Annotated in this window: 14 protein-coding genes, 1 tRNA gene and 1 pseudogene; 7 read left to right on the top strand and 9 right to left on the bottom strand. The window is 67.8% G+C overall.

What is annotated here, in order from left to right:
* Positions 1-102 precede the first annotated feature (102 nt).
* Genes C7H84_RS13195 through C7H84_RS13180 form a run of 4 tightly spaced genes read right to left on the bottom strand, consistent with a single transcriptional unit; the run spans position 103 to position 4,244 of the window.
* Positions 103-1,083 (bottom strand): acetyltransferase, encoded by a 981-nt coding sequence (locus tag C7H84_RS13195; protein WP_121859208.1) that lies wholly within the window; start codon positions 1,081-1,083, stop codon positions 103-105.
* Between the two features lie 17 nt (positions 1,084-1,100).
* Positions 1,101-1,892, bottom strand: coding sequence for an SDR family oxidoreductase (locus C7H84_RS13190; RefSeq protein ID WP_121859207.1), 792 nt, complete (start codon positions 1,890-1,892; stop codon positions 1,101-1,103).
* Positions 1,893-1,944: 52 nt separating this feature from the next.
* Entirely contained in the window at positions 1,945-3,138 is a 1,194-nt protein-coding gene (locus C7H84_RS13185; protein WP_121859206.1) for a sulfotransferase, read from the bottom strand.
* Positions 3,135-4,244 carry a DUF1214 domain-containing protein gene (locus tag C7H84_RS13180; RefSeq protein ID WP_121859205.1) on the bottom strand — a complete coding sequence of 370 codons (1,110 nt, stop codon included), beginning with the start codon at positions 4,242-4,244 and terminating at the stop codon, positions 3,135-3,137. Before C7H84_RS13180 ends, C7H84_RS13185 begins: the two co-directional genes overlap by 4 nt.
* A gap of 192 nt (positions 4,245-4,436) precedes the next feature.
* Between C7H84_RS13180 and cysD the strand changes: the two are divergent.
* The 5 genes and pseudogenes from cysD to C7H84_RS13155 form a co-directional block, all read left to right on the top strand.
* A pseudogene (cysD, locus tag C7H84_RS13175) lies at positions 4,437-5,354 on the top strand (sulfate adenylyltransferase subunit CysD); the annotation flags it as partial.
* On the top strand, positions 5,354-7,267 hold the full coding sequence (gene cysN / locus C7H84_RS13170) for a sulfate adenylyltransferase subunit CysN (protein WP_121859203.1): 1,914 nt from the start codon (positions 5,354-5,356) through the stop codon (positions 7,265-7,267). The pseudogene cysD and the gene cysN, both read left to right, overlap by 1 nt.
* A 166-nt stretch (positions 7,268-7,433) precedes the next feature.
* Entirely contained in the window at positions 7,434-8,621 is a 1,188-nt protein-coding gene (locus C7H84_RS13165; RefSeq protein ID WP_121859202.1) for a helix-turn-helix transcriptional regulator, read from the top strand.
* Between the two features lie 295 nt (positions 8,622-8,916).
* On the top strand, positions 8,917-10,278 hold the full coding sequence (locus tag C7H84_RS13160) for an MFS transporter (RefSeq protein ID WP_121859201.1): 1,362 nt from the start codon (positions 8,917-8,919) through the stop codon (positions 10,276-10,278).
* Entirely contained in the window at positions 10,265-11,314 is a 1,050-nt protein-coding gene (locus C7H84_RS13155) for a beta-propeller fold lactonase family protein (protein WP_121859200.1), read from the top strand. Before C7H84_RS13160 ends, C7H84_RS13155 begins: the two co-directional genes overlap by 14 nt.
* Before the next feature lie 188 nt (positions 11,315-11,502).
* On the opposite strand, the gene C7H84_RS13150 is transcribed toward C7H84_RS13155, so the two are convergent.
* Positions 11,503-12,540 carry an AraC family transcriptional regulator gene (locus C7H84_RS13150; RefSeq protein ID WP_121859199.1) on the bottom strand — a complete coding sequence of 346 codons (1,038 nt, stop codon included), beginning with the start codon at positions 12,538-12,540 and terminating at the stop codon, positions 11,503-11,505.
* A gap of 232 nt (positions 12,541-12,772) precedes the next feature.
* Between C7H84_RS13150 and C7H84_RS13145 the strand changes: the two genes are divergently transcribed.
* Positions 12,773-13,885 (top strand): fatty acid desaturase, encoded by a 1,113-nt coding sequence (locus C7H84_RS13145; protein WP_121859198.1) that lies wholly within the window; start codon positions 12,773-12,775, stop codon positions 13,883-13,885.
* Positions 13,886-13,948: 63 nt separating this feature from the next.
* Here the strand turns inward: C7H84_RS13145 and C7H84_RS13140 are convergent, their stop codons facing one another.
* Positions 13,949-14,569, bottom strand: a complete 621-nt coding sequence (locus tag C7H84_RS13140; RefSeq protein ID WP_121859197.1) for an HAD family hydrolase — start codon at positions 14,567-14,569, stop codon at positions 13,949-13,951.
* Positions 14,570-14,771: 202 nt separating this feature from the next.
* On the opposite strand from C7H84_RS13140, the gene C7H84_RS13135 reads away from it, so the two are divergent.
* Positions 14,772-14,862 (top strand) — tRNA-Ser (locus C7H84_RS13135).
* A gap of 107 nt (positions 14,863-14,969) precedes the next feature.
* Here the strand turns inward: C7H84_RS13135 and C7H84_RS13130 are convergent.
* The 3 genes from C7H84_RS13130 to acs form a co-directional block, all read right to left on the bottom strand.
* On the bottom strand, positions 14,970-16,985 hold the full coding sequence (locus tag C7H84_RS13130) for a sodium:solute symporter family protein (protein WP_121859196.1): 2,016 nt from the start codon (positions 16,983-16,985) through the stop codon (positions 14,970-14,972).
* A gap of 3 nt (positions 16,986-16,988) precedes the next feature.
* A complete protein-coding gene (locus C7H84_RS13125) occupies positions 16,989-17,333 on the bottom strand; it encodes a DUF4212 domain-containing protein (protein ID WP_121859195.1) in 345 nt (114 codons plus the stop codon).
* An 85-nt stretch (positions 17,334-17,418) separates the two neighbouring features.
* Positions 17,419-19,401, bottom strand: coding sequence for an acetate--CoA ligase (gene acs / locus C7H84_RS13120; RefSeq protein WP_121859194.1), 1,983 nt, complete (start codon positions 19,399-19,401; stop codon positions 17,419-17,421).
* Between the last annotated feature and the right edge of the window lie 103 nt (positions 19,402-19,504).

Below are 19,504 nucleotides of genomic sequence, written 5' to 3'. Positions count from 1 at the left end.
GCGGCCGATGCCGCTTGAAGCGGCACGCCGCTCACACCGCCCAACGCGCGCACGTCGCATCGCCGCACGGCGCGCGCGTCGCGGACGCTGCGATCAGTCGAGTCAGTCGAGGCGGAACGCCGCTTCGAAACGCTCGACGAACGCGTCGAACTCGGCTTCCGGCAGATGGTTGATGCCGCCCGCCCGCTTGCGCCCGCCGCCGGTCGGAAAACCGCGGCAGAACTCGTCGGCGCCGAACGGCCGGCCGTCCGGCACGCGCACGCTGACCACGAAGCCGCCCTGCGCGCGCGGCGACAGCACCGCCAGCGCCGCATGCGGCGCATTGCGCATCCGTTCGTTCGCGAGCATCCCCGTCGCGCGCCGCGCCCACGGATGATCCGGCATCCTGATCAGCATCGCGCCCGGCACGTCGCGCAGCGGCACGAGTGCGCGGGCAAGCGCCATGTCGTCGCGGTAGCCGTCGCGCAGCGCGGCGAACACCGGCGTGTCGCGCACGAAGTCGAGCGGATCGACGCACGGCAGCATCGCGTCGGCCAGTACCGCCGGATCGAAATGCAGATCGCCGACGCAGTCGCCGTACGCGTTGTAGTTCAGGTAGAGCCCGAGTTCGGCGAGCGTGCGGCGTTCGGCTTCGTCGATTGCGTATTCGCGTGCGAGCGCATCGCCGAGCAGCGGCAGTTCGTCGCCGAATGCCGCGACGATCGCCCAGCGCACGTGGCGGCCGCCGAGATAGCGGTTCACGAGCGCGCTCGTGCAGACCTCCGCGGCCGTGTCGATATACGCGTCGAAACGCGGATCGCCCGGCAGCTCGCCCGCGAAGTGATGGTCGAAGTAGCGCACGGCCGCGCCGTCGCGCAGCAGCCGCGCGCACGCGTCGCGGTTCTGGTCGTGCGACACGTCGAGCACGGTCACGCGCTCACCGGCCCGCGCGTCGATTCGCTCGAGCAGCTTGATGTCGCGCTTCACGCCGGTCACGAGCGTGCCGCGTTCGCCCTCCGCGAGCCGCAGTTGCTGCAGCGCGCAGAGGCCGTCCGCATCGCCGTTGAACGCGAAGAAATGCCGCGCGTTGTGGTTGTCCCGCATGATCCGTTACTCCGTCCTCAGGGCATGAAATCGCCGCCGTTCGCATCCAGCGTCGCACCGGTCACCGCGTTCGCGTAGTCCGACGCGAGGAACAGCGCCGCGCGCGCGCAGTCGTCGTCCGTCGGCAGCTTCGCGAGCGCGAGGTTCGACGCGATCGGCGCGACGATCTCCTCCTCGGTCACCCCGTATTCGGCGGCCGCCTGCCGGAAATACGTCTGCGTCGGCACGCCCCACATCCAGCCCATGTGGATGCTGTTCGCGCGAATCCCGTGCACGCCGAGCTCGCGTGCCAGGTATTTTGCCGCAACCGCGAGCGCGCCCTTCGATACAGCGTAGCCCGCTTCCCCTGCAAATGGCTTGCGGGTTGCCTGCGTGTTGATCATCACGATCGCGCCGCGCTTCTGCCGCTTCATCTGCGGGACGATTTCCTGCGTGAGCGTCATCGTGCCGAACACGTTGGTGTCGAACACCGCGCGCCAGCCGTCGAGATCGGCGTCCTCGACCGCCTCCGGAAACGTGCCGTGCACGAACGCGCTGTTCACGAGCGCGTCGATCCGTCCGAAGCGCTCGACCGCCTGCGTCGCGAGCTGCCGGCACTGCGCGCGATCGGCGATGTCGGTCCGCACCTTCAGCACGTCGCACGCGACGCCGAGCTCGCGGATTCGCACCTGCGCATCGTCGAGTTTTTCCATCGTACGCGCCGCGATGACCACGCCGCGCGCGCCCTCGCGCGCCGCTTCGACGGCGAGCTTCACACCGAGCCCCGGCCCGATGCCGGAAATCACGACGATCTTGTCCTTCAGCAACATGGGTTGTCTCCTGGTTGTCGTTCTGGTTTTCGTTCGTGCTACCCGCGTGCCGTCAGCCGGCTGCCTGCAGGTGCCGCGCGCGATACGCGGCGAAGTCGTGCGCCAATTGCGCATCGGTGAAGCCGAAGCGTGCGATCGAGTAGTCGTGCGCGGCGCGCTTGTCGCGGCCGTTGCGCGCGATCCAGTCCGTCATCGCCGCGCGCTGCCGCGCATCGACCGACATCCCCGCGAAGCGATACACGGCTTGCGCGACGCCGAGCGGATCGGACACGGTGTCCTCGAACCGCACGTCGAGAAACCGCTCGGCCGGCAGCGCGTCGCGCGCCGCCATCGCCGCGCCGATCGCGCGCGCCATCCCCGCGTTCCACTGCGCACCGACCGTGCGCGGGTCCGGGTCGTCCGCATACATCTGCCACAGCGTGTGGGCCATGCTCGCCATCGACGGAATCGTCTGCGCCGGATCGCGATGCGTGAGCACCACCTGCGCGCGCGGGAATACGCGGCACAGCACGTCGAGCGCATGCAGGTGCTGCGGCGTCTTCAGCAGCCACCGCCGGCCCGGCGCGATGCCGCGCCGCGCCTTCTGCCACTGCAGGAACTGCAGCATCCGCTTCAGGTACGTATAGACCGGCGTCAGGTCCTGCTGCGCGAGCCATGCCGTATAGCGCGGCACGTTCGCGTACGAATCCATCGCGCATACGAACGAATGCTCCATCAGCATGAACTCCTCGTCGGCGAGCATCGCGTCGAGCGGATGGATCGCCAGGATCTGCGGAATGCAGTCGATCATCGTCGCGACCTCGGCCTGCGCACGCGCGATGCGCACGGTCGGCGCGTCGAGCGTCTCGCCGGCGAGCGGCGCCGGATAGCGCGTTTCCCACCATGCCGCCGAATGAAAACGCGGATCGACGGCGAGCAGCCGCTGCAGCAGCGTCGTGCCGGTGCGCGGCAGCCCGACGATCACGAGCGGATCGTCGATCTCGATGTCGGCGATCTCCGGATGACGGTGGAAGTAGTCCTCGATGACGAGCCGGTTCACGAGCTGGCCGACGAGCTTCTCGCGCATCATCTGCGCACCGCGCGCGGACAGCTTCGCTTCGTCGATCAGCGATGCGCACATCACGTCGAGCGCATCGCGGTACGGACCGTCGCCGAACGCGATGAGTCCGCCCGCCCGCGCCACGGCTTCGGCGATCAGCCCGTCGGGGTCGAGTTGCGTGCGGATCGGATCGAGCGGCGCGTTCATGCGGCCTCCTTCAGCGTGGCGAGCTTGACGACGCGCGTGCGCGGATGCACCGGCTGCGCGGCGCCGACCCAGCGCCAGCAGATCGTGCCGCTGCGATGGCCCGCCGTATCGAGCCAGTTCGCGTCGCCCGGCCGCGCTGCGGCGACCACCACCGTCACGCCGCCGTCGGCATTCAGGCGCGCGCTGTGCTTGTTCACGCAGATGTCGAAGTGCCGGTAGTCGAGCGACTCCATCCAGTAGTTGTTGAGTTGCACGTTCCAGAAATCGCAGTCGGGCACCGTGTCGACATCGATCACGAGCGCCTCGTCGTCGGCCAGCGACCAGCACGAGTGGTAGTAGTAGATGTTCGGATCGCCGCCGACCGACTGGCACAGCGCCTGGTCCGCGGGCGGCAGCGCGTTCACGTGCGACGCGTAGCTCGCGGCCCAGTCGGCGAACAGCTTCGACGTCTGCTCGACGAACCGCGCGGCGCGCATGAGGCCGCGCTCCAGCACGAGCGGGTCGAGCGGCGCGGGCCGGTCGTGCGCGCCGATGCGCTCGATCTTCAGTTGCGCGGGCGTCTCCGCGCGCCGGTCGAGGAAAGTCTGGCGCACCAGCAGCGCGTTCGTGCCGGGCTCCATGCGCACCCAGTTGCCCGCGCGCGGCGTTTCGCTCAGCACGATCTCGAAGCTGCCGTCCGGCGCAATCTCCAACTGCTTCGCATCGAGAAACCCCGTCTGCAGCATCTTGCCGTCCGTCTCGTAGCCGCCCTTCTGCGTGCCGAAGCTCAGGTACGCGACCGTGCCGCGCCGCCCCGTCACGCGATATTCGCAGCGGCCGTCGATGCGCGCGTACTGGTACAGGTTGTCGGGATTGTCGGCGCCGATCTTCGCGGTCTCGTGCGACGGCGAGAAGAAGCCGGGCCACGCGCCGTCCGCGAACTCGACGTGCATTTCGAGCGCGATGCGCATCAGCCGGCTCAGGTAGCGGAATCCTTCCGCCCGCGTGAGCGGATCGTCCGGCGCGTCGGCACGCAGGATCTGCTCGCCGCTGCGTTTCAGGGTGTCGCAGAAATCGGCCCAGGTCTGGCCCGAAAGCAATTGCGTGGCACGTGTGTCGTCCGTCATGTGTCGTCTCCGCCGATGGTCGAGCGCTCACCTTAAGCGCCGCCGCCGCGCGCCACTTCGTCCGGGTGGACTAAGGAAAGATCCGCTGCCCGGCGTCACCCGGTGTTAGTCCACCCGGACGAAGAGCGCCACCGCGCTCGCTCGATACCTTGAGGTCATGCACGAAACGCCGCACATGTCGCGCGGCGCCGGCATGAAACAAGGAGACGAACGATGTTGACCCACTTGGAGCGACTGGAGGCCGAAAGCATCCACATCATGCGCGAGGTGGTCGCGGAAAGCGAAAACCCGGTGATGCTCTATTCGATCGGCAAGGACAGCTCGGTCATGCTGCATCTCGCGATGAAGGCGTTCTACCCGGCAAAGCCGCCCTTTCCGCTGCTGCACGTCGATACGACGTGGAAGTTCCGCGAGATGATCGCGTTTCGCGACGCGACGGCCAAGCGGCTCGGCCTCGACCTGCGCGTGCACGTGAACCCCGACGGCGTGTCGAACGGCGTCAATCCGTTCACGCACGGCTCGGCCGTGCACACCGACGTGTGGAAGACGCTGGGCCTCAAGCAGGCGCTCGATCACTACGGTTTCGACGCCGCGTTCGGCGGTGCGCGCCGCGACGAGGAGAAATCGCGCGCGAAGGAGCGCATCGTGTCGCTGCGCTCGGAACAGCATCGCTGGGACCCGAAGCGCCAGCGTCCCGAACTCTGGTCGCTGTACAACGCGCGCAAGCGCAACGGCGAAAGCCTGCGCGTGTTTCCGATTTCCAACTGGACCGAACTCGACATCTGGCAATACATCCGGCTGCACGACGTTCCGATCGTGCCGCTCTACTACGCGAAGGAGCGCCCGGTGGTCGAGCGCGACGGCGCGCTGATCATGGTCGACGACGAACGCCTGCCGCTGCGCGAAGGCGAAGTGCCGCAGATGCGCAAGGTGCGCTTTCGCACGCTTGGCTGCTATCCGCTGACGGGCGCGATCGACAGCGATGCAAGCTCGCTCGACGACATCCTGCAGGAGATGCGCGACACGCGCACGTCCGAGCGTCAGGGGCGGCTGATCGACAGCGATTCGGCCGGTTCGATGGAGAAGAAGAAACAGGAGGGCTATTTCTGATGGCACACGTACTCACCACGCCCGAGGCATTCGCGCACCCGACGCCCGCCGCGCACACCGACGACACGCAAACGAAGGACCTGCTGCGCTTCATCACCTGCGGCAGCGTCGACGACGGCAAGAGCACGCTGATCGGCCGCCTGCTCTACGAGTCGAACATGCTGTTCGACGACCAGCTGACGCAGCTCGAAGTCGACTCGAAGAAGGTCGGCACGCAAGGCGGCGAGCTCGATTTCGCGCTGCTGGTCGACGGTCTGTCGGCCGAGCGCGAGCAAGGGATCACGATCGACGTCGCGTACCGCTTCTTCGCGACCGCGCGACGCAAGTTCATCGTCGCCGATACACCGGGCCACGAGCAGTACACGCGCAACATGATCACCGGCGCGTCGACCGCCGATCTCGCGGTGATCCTGATCGACGCGCGCAAGGGCGTGCTCACGCAGACGCGCCGCCACAGCCATCTCGTCGCGCTGATCGGCATCAGGCGCGTCGTGCTCGCGATCAACAAGATGGACCTGGTCGACTACGACCGCACCGTGTTCGAGCGCATCGACGCCGACTATCGCGCGTTCGCGGCCGAGCTTGGTCTCGCCGAAATCGTCAGCATTCCCATGTCGGCGCTGCGCGGCGACAACGTGATCGCGTCGAGTGCGCGGATGCCGTGGTACGCCGGCCCGACGCTGATGCAGCATCTCGACACCCTGCCGCTCGTCGAGCGCGTGACGCGCAACGAGCCGTTCCGGCTGGCCGTGCAATGGGTCAACCGTCCGCACCTGAACTTTCGCGGCTATGCGGGCAGCATCGCGTCGGGCGAAGTGCGCGTCGGCGAACGCGTGCGCGTGCTGCCGTCGGGCAAGGAAAGCCGCGTCGCGTCGGTGATCACGCCGGCAGGCGACGCCGACGTCGCGCGCGCCGGCGAAGCGGTGACGCTCACGCTCGCCGATGAAATCGACATCAGCCGCGGCGACATGATCGCGCGTGCCGACGCACCGCCGGAGGTGGCCGATCAGTTCGAGGCGACGCTCGTGTGGATGCACGACGAACCGCTGCTGCCCGGCCGGCCGTATCTCGTGAAGCTCGGCACACAGACGGTCGGCGCGACCTGCACGACGCCGAAGTACAAGATCGACGTGAACACGCGCGAGCATCTCGCCGCGCGCACGCTCGCACTGAACGAGATCGGCGTGTGCAACCTGAGCTTCGACCGGCCCGTCGCGTTCGATCCCTACGACAAGAATCGCCACACCGGCGGCTTCATCGTGATCGACCGCTTCACCAACGACACGGTCGGCGCGGGAATGCTGCACTTCGCGCTGCGCCGCGCGCACAACGTGCACTGGCAGGCGGTCGACGTCGACCGCGATGCGCGCGCGGTGCAGAAGGCACAGACGCCGCGCATCGCGTGGCTGACCGGCTTGTCGGGCGCGGGCAAGTCGACGATCGCGAACCTCGTGGAGCGACGGCTGCATGCACTCGGCAAGCACACCTACCTGCTCGACGGCGACAACGTACGGCACGGGCTCAACCGCGATCTTGGCTTCACCGAAGCCGATCGGGTGGAGAACATCCGGCGTGTGGCCGAAGTCGCGCGGCTGATGCTCGATGCGGGGCTCATCACGCTCGTGTCGTTCATCTCGCCGTTCCGCGCGGAGCGCGACATGGCGCGTGCGATGGTCGGCCCCGACGAATTCGTCGAAGTGTTCGTCGACACGCCGCTCGCGGTCGCCGAGGAGCGCGATCCGAAGGGCCTGTACAAGAAGGCGCGCAACGGCGAGCTGAAGCACTTCACCGGCATCGACTCGCCGTACGAGCCGCCCGCGCAGCCGGAGCTGCGCATCGATACGGTGGCCGAGTCGCCGGAGGCGGCGGCCGATCGCATCGTCGCGTACCTGCTGCGCGAGCGCGCCGCATAAGCGGCACGAAGGCAGCACCAAGGCGGCACGAACGCCGCACGAACGCGGCGCACGCCGCGTCGCACCGGCACGGCTCGCGGCGTCTACTCCGTTCGGATGACGCGGGCCGCTGGCCGGCCGGTATGCTGGATCGGGAGCATTCACCCCGACCCAGGAGAACACGAGCATGCGCACCGCGCTGGAGCCCGAGGACCCGGCCGCGCACGACGGCTTCGACGACGCGGCATGGACAGCCCGCGAACTCAGCGCGTGGCTCGGGCTCGTCTATCAGGGCACGTCCGAAACGACGCCGTGGGCCGGCTTTCTCGAAGCGCTGCGCGTGCGGCTCAACGCGAGCTTCACGACGCTCGTGCTGCGCAGCCCCGGCGGCTCGCGGCGCGGGCTCATCATCAACGCGTCGACCCACGGCCCGCTGCTGCCCGGCGAGCCGTCGTACAGCGAGCAGTTCTACGCGCTGTGCCCGTTTCTCGACCAGCCGCCCGGCCACGTATTCACCGCCGACGCGCTGTTCGGCGCGACGCGCTGGTGCGCGCACGATTTCTACCGGCAGTACCTGCAGCCGCTCGACCTGCGCTTCATCCTCGGCGCGAACTTGCGCGGCGAACGCGGCGTCGAGTGCGCGCTGTTCGTGAGCCGCCCGCACCACGCGCGCGATTTCGACGCGGCCGAACGCGCGCAGGTCGCGACGCTGCTGCCGCACCTGCAGCGCGCAGTCGAACTGCACGCGGCGCTCGACGTGCTCGACGCCGAGCGCGCGTTGTATGCGGGCACCGTCGACCGGCTCGACGTCGGCACCGCGATCCTCGACGAGGATGGCCGCGTGATCAAGCACAACCGCATCGCCGAGCGGCTGATCGAGCAGCAGGACGGCCTATGCCTGCGCCAGGAGCGGCTCCATGCATCGTGCCCGCTCGACGAGCGCCGGCTGCAGAAGGCGCTGCAGGCCGCGCTCGAGCATTTTCGGGCGGGCGCACTTGCGCGCATCGAGGCCACCACGCTGTCACGCCCCGGCGGCGCGATGCCGTTGAACGTGCTGCTGCGCCCGCTCGCGCCCTATCGCGGCGCGGAGGACCGCCAGCACCGGCCGGCCGTCGCGGTGTTCGTCCGCGATCCGGCGTCGTCGCCGCATACGTCGCGCGACATGCTGCACCGGCTGTTTCGCCTCACGCCGATGGAAACCGAGATCGCACTGCTGCTCGTCGACGGCCTCACGCTCGACGAGGCCGCCGCCGCGACCGGTATCACGAAGAACACCGCGCGCGCGCATCTGCGCGGGATCTTCGCGAAAACGGGCGCGACGCGACAGGCGGTGCTCGTGAAGACGCTGCTGAACAGCGTCGTGTCGATGGCGTAGCGGCGCTCGCGCGGGACGCTGGCTCACCGCCCCCCCGGCAAATCCTTCGGCGGTCGGCAGCGGAGCGACGCAGCGCACATGCCCATTGGCCATGCACGTCATACGTCATCAGATGTTATGAGACGCGCTGCCTCCCTCCTGATATTCCCCAATATTTGGGCTAATTTCGGGTAAACCCACGACGTCATCGCCACGTCTCCAGCGTACTATGTTGTACGACGACATACTACCTACATCGCCATCTCGGCATGAACGCGGCGCGCTGCCCCGTTCGCCGCCCGACCGGAGACTCCCGTTGACCTCACCCGCCCTGCCCGGCCGCGATCCGCTCGCGTCCGCCGTCTCGAAAGTGAAGTGGCACGTGCTGCCGCTCGTGCTGATCATGTTCATCGCGAACTACATCGACCGTGTGAACGTCGGCTTCGTCGACCGTCACCTCGAAGCGTCGATCGGTATCGGCGCGGCCGCGTACGGGCTCGGCGCCGGCTTGTTCTTCGTCGGCTACGCGCTGTTCGAAGTGCCGTCGAACCTGCTGATGCAGCGCTACGGCGCGCGCATCTGGCTCGCGCGGATCATGGCGACGTGGGGCATCGTCGCGGCCGCGATGGCGTTCGTGTGGAACGACACGTCGTTCTATGCGCTGCGCTTCCTGCTCGGTGCGGCCGAGGCCGGCTTCTTCCCCGGCGTCGTGCTGTATCTGTCCCAATGGCTGCCGCCGCAGGAACGCGGCAAGGCGATGGCGATCTTCCTCGGCGGTTCCGCGTTCGCGTCGGTGCTGTCCGGTCCCGTGACCGGCGCGCTGCTGTCGATCCACGGCTTCGGCCTGCAGGGCTGGCAGTGGATGTTCCTGATCGAAGGGCTATTCTCGGTCGCGCTGTGCGGCGCGGCCTGGCTGCTGCTGAAATCGCACATCCGCGATGCGACGTGGCTCACCGCCGACGAGCGCGCGGCGCTCCAGAATGCGCTCGACGAAGAACGTGCGACCCGCGACGTGCGCTCGAAGGTGCGCGTATCGGCGGCGACGCTGCTGCGCGACCCGCAGATCGTGCTGTTTTGCTTCCTGTATTTCGCGATCCAGCTGACGATCTACGCGGCCACCTTCTGGCTGCCCACCATCATCCGCAAGATGGGCGGGCTCACCGACTTCCAGGTCGGCCTCTACAACACGATTCCGTGGATGATCGCGATCGGCGCGATGTACGGCTTCGCGGTGCTGTCCGCGAAGTGGAAGCATCCGCAGCGCTGGCTGTCGTTCGCGCTCGTGCTCGCCGCGTGCGGGCTGTTCGCGTCGACGTCGCACGATCCCGTGTGGTCGTTCGCATCGATCTGCTTCGCCGCGCTCGGCTTCAAGGCCGCGTCGTCGCTGTTCTGGCCGATCCCGCAGGGCTATCTCGACACGCGCGTCGCCGCGGCCGTGATCGCGCTGATCAACTCGATCGGCAACCTCGGCGGGTTCGTCGCGCCGACGGCCTTCGGCTATCTGAAGCAACATACGGGTTCGATCACGGGCGGCCTCTATGCGCTCGCGATCGCGTCCCTCGTCGCCGCGGTGGCCGCGCTGTTCGCCCGCACGCACCGGCGCAGCGATCCGCCGCGCGGGCTGCCGGCCGACGAGTCCTTCACGCACCCCTCGATGCTCCGCCATGCCGAACACTGACCGCCTCACCGTCGTCGTCTCGAATGCCGCCGACGGCGACCTCGCCACGTTCTCGCTCGCCGGCGACGGCACGCTCGCGCCGCTCGCCCGCTACCCGGCCGGCGACGCCGCGATGCCGATCGCCGTGCAGCCCGATCGCGCGCGGCTCTATGTGGCGACGCGCGGCGAGCAGCCGACGATCGTCGCGTTCCGCGTCGCACCGAATACCGGCGCATTCGCCCGCATTGGCGCGACCGCGGTCGACGCGAGCCATGCATACCTGTCGCTCGACCGCAGCGGTCGCTGGCTGCTCGGCGCGTCGTACGGCGGCAGCTCGCTGAGCGTCTACGATGCCGCGCGCGTGCGCGAAGGCGACAGTACGCCGCTGCAGGTCGTGGACGGCATCGCGAACGCGCATGCCGTGATCGTGTCGCCGGACAACCGGTTCGCGTACGTGAGCTCGCTCGGCTCGGACCGGATCTTCACGTTCGCGCTGATCGAGGATGCCGGCGGCCTGCGCGCGGTCGAGCACGGCGAAACGCGCGTGCCGGCCGGCTTCGGGCCGCGCCACCTGCGCTTCGCGCGCGACGGCCATGCGCTCGTCGTGGTCAGCGAATTCCAGGCAACGCTCGCGACGTTCGCGCGCGATGCCGACAGCGGCCGCCTCGGCGATGCTCAGGTCAGTGCGCGCCATCCTGCGATCGCCGACCTCGCGCAAGGCCATGCCCGGCCGCCCGCGCCGACCGAGCCGGCCGTATGGGCCGCCGATTTGCATCTGACGCCCGACGAGCGGTTCGCGTATGTCAGCGAACGCACGTCAAGCCAGTTGCTCTGCTATCGGCGCGCGGCGGACGGCACATTGGAACCCGCGCACGCAATCACCACGGAGACGCAGCCGCGCGGCTTCGCGATCGATCCGTCGGGACGCTGGCTCGTCGCGTGCGGCGAGCGGTCGGAATATGTGTCGGTCTACGCGATCGCGCCGGACGACGGCACGCTCACGTTACACGCACGGGTGGCGGGTGGGCGCGGGGCGAACTGGATTGCAGTCGTCTGATCGTCCGATGGTCGACGGATCGGCTGATCACCCGATCGCTTGACCGCCTGACCGCTTGACCGCCTGATCGCCTGCCTGACCGCCTGACCGCCTGACCGCCTGACCGCTTGATCGCCTGATTGCTTGATCGATGCCGGGCGAACGACGGGCAGCGCCCCACCGCGCTCGGCCTCGGCCCCGGCTCGCCGTCAGCGCCGCTGGCTCGGCGCGACGCCGGTCCAGCGCTTGAACGCCCGCGTGAAGTTCGCGCGGTCCGTGTAGCCGACCCGCGCCGCGATCTCGTCGACCGGCAACTGCGTGCCCTCGAGCAAGCGCAGCGCATCGCGCAGCCGGATCTCGTCGAGCAGTGCCGAATAGGTCGCGCCGAATTCCGCGAGCTTGCGCTTCAACGTGCGCGCCGACACGTGCAGCTCGCGCGCGACCTCGTCCACCGACGGATAACCGGCGTCCGCGCAGATCAGCAAATTGCGCACGCGCTCGACGATGCTTTCCGCATAGCCGAGCCGCGCGAGTTCGGCCTCGCATTGCTGGACGATCATCTGCGCGGTCTGCGCGTTCGCGGTGCCGATCGGCTCGTCGAGCAGCGCGGCGTCGCAGCGGATGCGGTTCGCGCTCGCATCGAAATGACAGCGCGGCAGCCGCGTGCGATAGCGCTCGAACCACGGCGGCTCCGGCCATTCGAAATGCAGCTCTGCGCGCGACTGCAGCGTACGCCCCGGCGCCGGATCGAGCAGCGAGTTGAACAGCATCGCCGTCTCGACCACGAAGTTCTCCACCGCGAACTGGCGCAGCCGGCCGAGCGGAAATGCCTCGAGCACGTCGATGTCGACGATCCCGTCGAGCTGCGCGAGCCGCACCGAGAAGAACGGCACGCGCGTCGGCAGGTAGCGGATGCCAAGTGCGATCGCTTCGCCGAGCGTCGCGCAACTCATCAGCCCGAAGCCGATCAGCCCGGACTTCGTGAGGCTGCTGCGCAGGCCGATCTCGATCGCGATCGACGGATCGTTCGTCGCGTCGAGCAGGTTGAACACGATCGCCGCCTGCTGCAGCGGCGTGATGCGCGCGTCGGGCCGCGCGAGCCGGTCGCGCTCGAGGCCCGAGCCGGCGAGAATGCGGCCGCCGTCGATGCCGCGTTCCTCAGCCAGCATCAGCATGAACAACGCATACGCGGACGATACCGTCGCCTTGTTCAGCTGGCGCGCGGCATCCGGGACGGACAGGGCCATGCGGCGGACTCCGGAGCGGTTTCGGCGGATTGTAGCGTCGCTGGCCCGCAATGACACCACCGCGGCCCTCTAGCCGCGCCGCCGCATCGGAAGCCGCTGCATCGGCCACCCTGGCCCGAAATGACACCATCATTGGCACCGGCGGCCCTCGTGTGCGCGACGGCGCGCGCCTATGCTTGTCACATCGGCATTGCGCCCCGCTGCCCCACTCTTTCCGCACGGATTCCGGTCGATGAGCCAACCCGCACGAACCGTCTTTCGCCACGACGCCGACAAGGTCGCGTATGTGCGCCGCGAGGTCAACGCCGCGAGCGACGCGATCCGCGCGCGCTTTCCGCTGCTCGACAACCAGAACCTCGTCGGCGGCACCGTGATGGCCGTGTCCGTGAGCGCGATGCTCGCGATCGCGTGGCTGTATGCGCGCGGCGCGCTCGCATGGTACGTCGCGCTGCCGCTCGCCGCGTTCGTCACGTCGCTGATCCATGAGCTGGAACACGACCTGATCCACCTGATGTACTTCAAGAAGACGCCTTGGGTCCATCACCTGATGATGGCGCTGTGCTGGCTCGCGCGACCGGGCACGATCAACCCGTGGACGCGGCGGCGCATGCACCTGCATCACCACAAGGTGTCGGGCGGCGAATCGGATCTCGAGGAATTCGGCATCACCAACGGTGAACGCTGGGGCGTGAAGCGGCTGCTGATGATCGCGGACGGGATGCTCGCCGTCGTGCTGCGGCCCGCTGCGATGCGCCGCAAGGTCAAGCAGTATGTCGCTGCGCAGCCGGTGCAGGATGCGGCCGAACGTGCGCAGTTGCGCGTCGAGCAGGTGTCGTCCTACATGCCGATCGGGCATGTGTATTACGCGCTGTGGCACGCGTTCATCGTCTATCACGTCGGCCTGTTCGCGCTGCATGCATTCGGCGTCGCGGTGACGGTGCCCGTCGTCGTCGAGCGCGTGATGCGCGTCGTCGATTTCCTCGCCGTGGTGTGGCTCGGGCCGAACTTCCTGCGCAGCTTCTGCATCAACTTCGTCAGCTCGAACATGCATTACTTCGGCGACATCGATTCGCGCAACGTGATCCAGCAGACGCAGGTGCTCAACCCGTGGTGGATGCTGCCGTTCCAGCTGTTCTGCTTCAACTTCGGCAGCACGCACGCGATCCATCACTTCGTGGTGCGCGATCCGTTCTACATCCGGCAGTTGACCGCGCGCACCGCGCATGCGGCGCTGCGTGAGGTCGGTGTGCGGTTCAATGACGTCGGCACGTTCAGGCGCGCGAATCGCTGGGGTGCATATCGTCCGGTGCGCCGTACGCGCGGCGTGCAGCAGGCCGACGCGTAGCGGCGGATGCGTGGGCGGGCGCGGCGCGCATCGGCACGCCGTTCCCGTCAGACCGTCAGTTCATCAGTCGCCGATCGGCAGCAGCGGTCCGTGCCCGCGAATCCACGCGTGGTTCGCGAGTTCGGCCATCTCCTTGTCGCCGCGGCTGTCGCCGTACGCGAACAGCTTCGCCGGCGGCCGCTTGCCCCACCAGCCGCGCAAGCGCACGACCTTCTGCGGCCCCCAGCAGTTCTCGCCGTTCAGCCGCCCGGTGAACGCGCCGCGCTCGAATGCGAGCCGCGTCGAGAGCACCGTATCGATGCCGACGGTCTTCGCCCACTTCTCCAGATACAGCGACGGCGACGCGCTGACCAGCACGACTTCGTGCCCGCGCGCCTGATGCTCGCGCACGCGTTCCAGCATGTCCGGACGCACGAGGTTCGGCAGGTAATCGGCGACGAAGCGGCGCGCCAGCGCGTCGAGCGCCTCCTCGCGGATCGGGCCGAGCGCGAACCACGCGAACTTCGCCTTCGCATCGCCGCGCGACAGCAAGCCGGCCTTCATTGCGACGAGCCAAGGCAGCGCGCGCAGGCCGGCCCACGCGAAGCGCGGTGTGCCGACCGCGTAGCGGACGAAATGACGGAAGCTGTCGGTGGTCGTGATGGTGCCGTCGAAATCGAAGGCGGCGACGATGCGGTCGGTCATGGAAGTCGGGGAAGCGATGAGATGCCCGGGAAGATAGCAGAGTCGGGGCCGCGTGCCGCTGTTGCCGAGATGCGCCGCGTCGGCTCGAGCGCTTCCGATTCAACGCGACATGCCCTCCAAAGCGGGATTTCGGGCCAGAGTCGCTCGATCGTCGAAGGGAGTGGCGGGCCGCCGCCAGAGTTTGCTATACTCTCGGTCTTCCGGAGAGATGGATGAGTGGTTTAAGTCGCACGCCTGGAAAGCGTGTATAGGTTAATCGCCTATCGGGGGTTCGAATCCCCCTCTCTCCGCCAGAATTCAAATGCCCGCGCCAGCGGGCATTTTCATTTGTGTGCCGGCCGGCCCGCTCGGGTTCCCGACCCGCCTGTCGCGGGCCTTCCCAACCCGCCGCCGCCCCGCATCACGGATGCCGAATGTAATCCACCAACGCCCGCGTATACTCATCCGGCTGCCGATCAACGAGGCTGACGACGATCGCCACCGCGAACCCCGCCGGCACCCCGAACACGCCTGAACTGATCGGCTCGATGCCGAACCACGTGCGCCCGGCGAACCCGGTCAGTTGCGTGAAGAACGGATAAGTCGACACGATGTAGTACACGCACACCGCCAACCCCGTCACCATCCCGGCGATCGCCCCCCGTGTCGTCGTGCGTTTCCAGAACACACCGAGCACGAGCACCGGAAAGAAGCTCGAAGCCGCAAGCGAAAACGCAGCCCCGACCAGAAACAGAATCTTCCCGGTATTGAGCGACGCGACATACGACGCGAACAGCGCAACGCCGAGCAGCAGCACCTTCGAAATCGTCACGCGCCGCTGGCTCGACGCATCCGGCGCTACCATGCAGTAATAGACGTCGTGCGACAACGCATTCGCGATCGTCAGCAGCAACCCGTCCGCGGTCGACAGCGCCGCAGCCAACGCGCCCGCCGCGATCAACCCCGACACGACATACGGCAACCCCGCGATTTCCGGCGCGGCCAGCACGACCATGTCCGGCTGCATCTGGATTTCGGACCAGTGCACGATGCCGTCGCGAATCACTTCGACCACGCTGATCAGATCGGGCTCGAAGTGATGCCACTGCGTGACCCACGCGGGCAGTTCGGCGATCGGCCGCCCGACGAGGTTCGCGAGAATCTCGTACTTGATCATCACCGCGAGCACCGGCACGCTCAGATAAAACAGCGCGATGAAGAACAGCGTCCAGCCGACCGAGCGCCGCGCGGACGCCACCGACGTCGTCGTGTTGTAGCGCGTGAGGATGTGCGGCAGGCTCGCGGTGCCGAGCGACAGGCACAGCAACAGCGCGAGAAAATTCCGCTCGCGCGGCTTGCGCTCGTCATCGTTCGCCGCGGGAAACGGCTCATGCATCGGCACGGGCGGCTCGGCCCGCGCGAGCAGATCGTCGCGCACTTGCGTCCAGGTCACGCGCGCTGCCGTCGGGTCGCGCGGAAAATCGGCCAGTTCGCGCTCGCGCTGGTTGATCTCGCGCAGCGGCCCGTTGTGACGCCGCAGGTCCGCGAGCTGGTCGACGAGTTTCCTGCGCGCGTCCGCATACGATCCGGGCAAGCGATCGAGCTGCGTCTGCACGAGCGCGGCCTGCCGACGATACGCATCGCGCACCTGCTGCTCCTCGGCCGCGTCGCGCACCTGCGCCTCGCGCGCCGCCACGCGCTCCATCAGCTTGCCGTAATTGAATTGCGGCACCGGCCCGAGCCCGTTCTTCATCGCGATCAGCGACACGGGGATCAGGATCGCGCTGATCAGGATGATGTACTGCGCGACCTGCGTCCACGTGACCGCGCGCATCCCGCCGAGGAACGAGCACACGAGAATGCCCGCGAGCCCGCAGAAGATCCCGATCGCGAAGTCGACGCCGATGAAGCGCGTCGCGATCAGTCCGATCCCCTGGATCTGCGCGACCAGATAGACGAACGAACACAGGATCGCCGCACCGGCCGCGAGCGCGCGCACGGCGGTGCTCGAAAAGCGCGTGCCGAGAAAATCGGGAATCGTGTAGCGCGCGAGCTTGCGCACATACGGCGCGAGCAGGAACGCGACGAGGCAGAAGCCGCCCGTCCACCCCATCACGTACGCAAGCGCATCGTAGCCGGTTGCATAGAGCGAGCCGGCGAGACCGATGAACGACGCCGCCGACAGCCAGTCGGCCGCCGTCGCCATCCCGTTGAACGCGGACGGCACGCGCCGCCCGGCCACGTAGTATTCGACGAGATCGGACGTGCGCGACAGCAGCCCGATCACCGCATACACGGCGATCGGCACGAACAGGAACACGTAGCCGATCCACACGCCGGAGCCGGCTGCGCGCTCGATCCGCCACAACAGCAATATGAAGCCGAGAAAGCCGAGCGTGTAGAGCGCGTACGCGCGAATCAATCGATGCGTCAGCATGGATCAGCGCGCATGGTGCACATCGCCGGTCTGCGCGGCATGGTCGTCGTACGCGCGCCGCAGCGTGCGGTCCGCCCGCTGCATCAGGCCGATGTACACGACGATCAGCACGAGATACACGAGAATCGCGCCCTGCGCGCCGACATAGAACGGCAGGCTGAAGCCGGCGAAGCGGATGCCCGCGAGCGCGGGCGCGAAGAACGGCACGACGAACGACACCGTGAAGCCGATCGCCATCAGCACCAGGATCAACGCGACGTTGAAGCGCCAATAGCGCGCATGGGCACGCGCGAGCGGTTCGGGTACGGGCGGCGGCGCAGCAGGCGCCGGACGGGACGGAACGGTCATGCCGTTATTTAGCAAAAAGCCCCTGCGCGGGCAATCGGGATTGCCGCGCAGGGGCTCGTGTGCACGACGTGCACAACAGGCGCGATCAACGCACTTCGGCGAGCTGGTCGAGGATCGCCGGGTTCTCGAGCGTGGACGTGTCCTGCGTGATCGCCTCGCCCTTCGCGAGCGAACGCAGCAGGCGTCGCATGATCTTGCCCGAGCGCGTCTTCGGCAGGTTGTCGCCGAAGCGGATGTCCTTCGGCTTCGCGATCGGCCCGATCTGCTTGCCGACCCAGTCGCGCAGCGTCTTCGCGAGCGCCGCCGCTTCCTCGCCTTCCGGGCGCGAGCGCTTCAGCACTACGAACGCGACCACCGCTTCGCCGGTCGTATCGTCCGGCCGGCCGACCACCGCCGCTTCGGCCACCAGCTCGTGCGACACCAGCGCCGACTCGATCTCCATCGTGCCGAGCCGGTGGCCCGACACGTTCAGCACGTCGTCGATGCGGCCCATGATCGTGAAGTAGCCGGTGTCCTTGTCGCGCACCGTGCCGTCGCCGGCGAGGTAAAGCCGGCCACCGAGTTCCTCGGGGTAGTAGCTCTTCTTGAAGCGCTCCGGGTCGCCCCAGATCGTGCGGATCATCGCCGGCCACGGACGCTTGACCACGAGAATCCCGCCTTGCCCGTTCGGCACGTCCTGGCCGGTTTCATCGACCACCGCGGCCATGATGCCCGGCAGCGGCAGCGTGCACGAACCGGGCACCGTCGGCGTCGCGCCCGGCAGCGGCGTGATCATGTGGCCGCCGGTTTCGGTCTGCCACCACGTATCGACGATCGGGCAGCGCTCCCGGCCGACGTGCTTGTGGTACCACATCCACGCTTCCGGATTGATCGGCTCGCCGACCGTGCCGATGATGCGCAGGCTCGACAGGTCATAGCTCTTCGGATGGACCTTGTCGTCGGCTTCGGCCGCCTTGATCAGCGAACGGATCGCGGTCGGCGCGGTGTAGAACACCGTGACCTTGTGATCGCCGATCATCTTCCAGAAGCGCCCGGCGTCCGGATAGGTCGGCACGCCTTCGAACACGACCTGCGTGCCGCCGCACGCAAGCGGCCCGTACGTGATGTACGTGTGGCCCGTGACCCAGCCGATGTCGGCCGTGCACCAGAACACGTCGGTGGGCTTCCAGTCGAAGGTCCACTTCATCGTCTGCGCGGCCCACAGCAGGTAGCCGCCGGTGCTGTGCTGCACGCCCTTCGGCTTGCCGGTCGAACCCGACGTATACAGGATGAACAGCGGATGCTCGGCGCCGACCCATTCCGGTTCGCAGGTGTCGGACTCGCCGTCCGTCAGTTCGTGCATCCACAGGTCGCGCTCGGCGTGCCAGTCGATCTTGCCGCCGGTGCGGCGATAAACGATCACGCTCTTCACCGCTTCGCAGCCGCCCATCGCGATCGCTTCGTCGGCGATGCTCTTGAGCGGCAGCGTCTTGCCCCCGCGCGCCTGCTCGTCGGCGGTGATGAGCGCGACCGCGCCGACGTCGACGAGCCGCTCGTTCAGCGATTTCGCGGAGAAGCCGCCGAACACGACCGAGTGCGTCGCGCCGATGCGCGCGCAGGCCTGCATCGCGACGATGCCTTCGATCGACATCGGAATGTAGATGATGACGCGATCGCCCTTGCCGATCCCGCGTTTCTTCAGCGCATTCGCGAAGCGCGACACGCGTGCGAGCAGGTCGGCATAGGTGACGCGCGTGACGGTGCCGTCGTCGGCTTCGAAGATCACCGCGACGCGCTCGCCGTTGCCGGCTTCGACGTGACGGTCGAGGCAGTTGTACGACGCGTTGAGCTCGCCGTCGTCGAACCACTTGTAGAACGGTGCGTCGCTCTCGTCGAGCACCTTGGTGAACGGCTTGTGCCAGCTGAGGCCCTCGCGCGCGAGACGCCCCCAGAAGCCTTCGTAATCGCGCTCGGCTTCGGCTGCCAGTGCGCGGTAGGCCGGCATGCCGGAGATGGTTGCCGCCTTCTCGAGCGCCGCGGGCGGCGCAAATTGACGGGTTTCGTGAAGAACCGATTCAATCGCAGACATCGACTACCCCTTGGTGAACATGAATCCTCTGGCGGCGCGATCGTGTGCGCCGCGTGTCTTGGCCGGCGCATGTGCGCCGCTGTCTCCTACCCACCCGCGCGCG

The organism is Burkholderia sp. Nafp2/4-1b, assembly GCF_003635165.1.
Lineage (GTDB): Bacteria > Pseudomonadota > Gammaproteobacteria > Burkholderiales > Burkholderiaceae > Burkholderia.
This window is presented reverse-complemented; position numbering and strand designations above follow the sequence as displayed.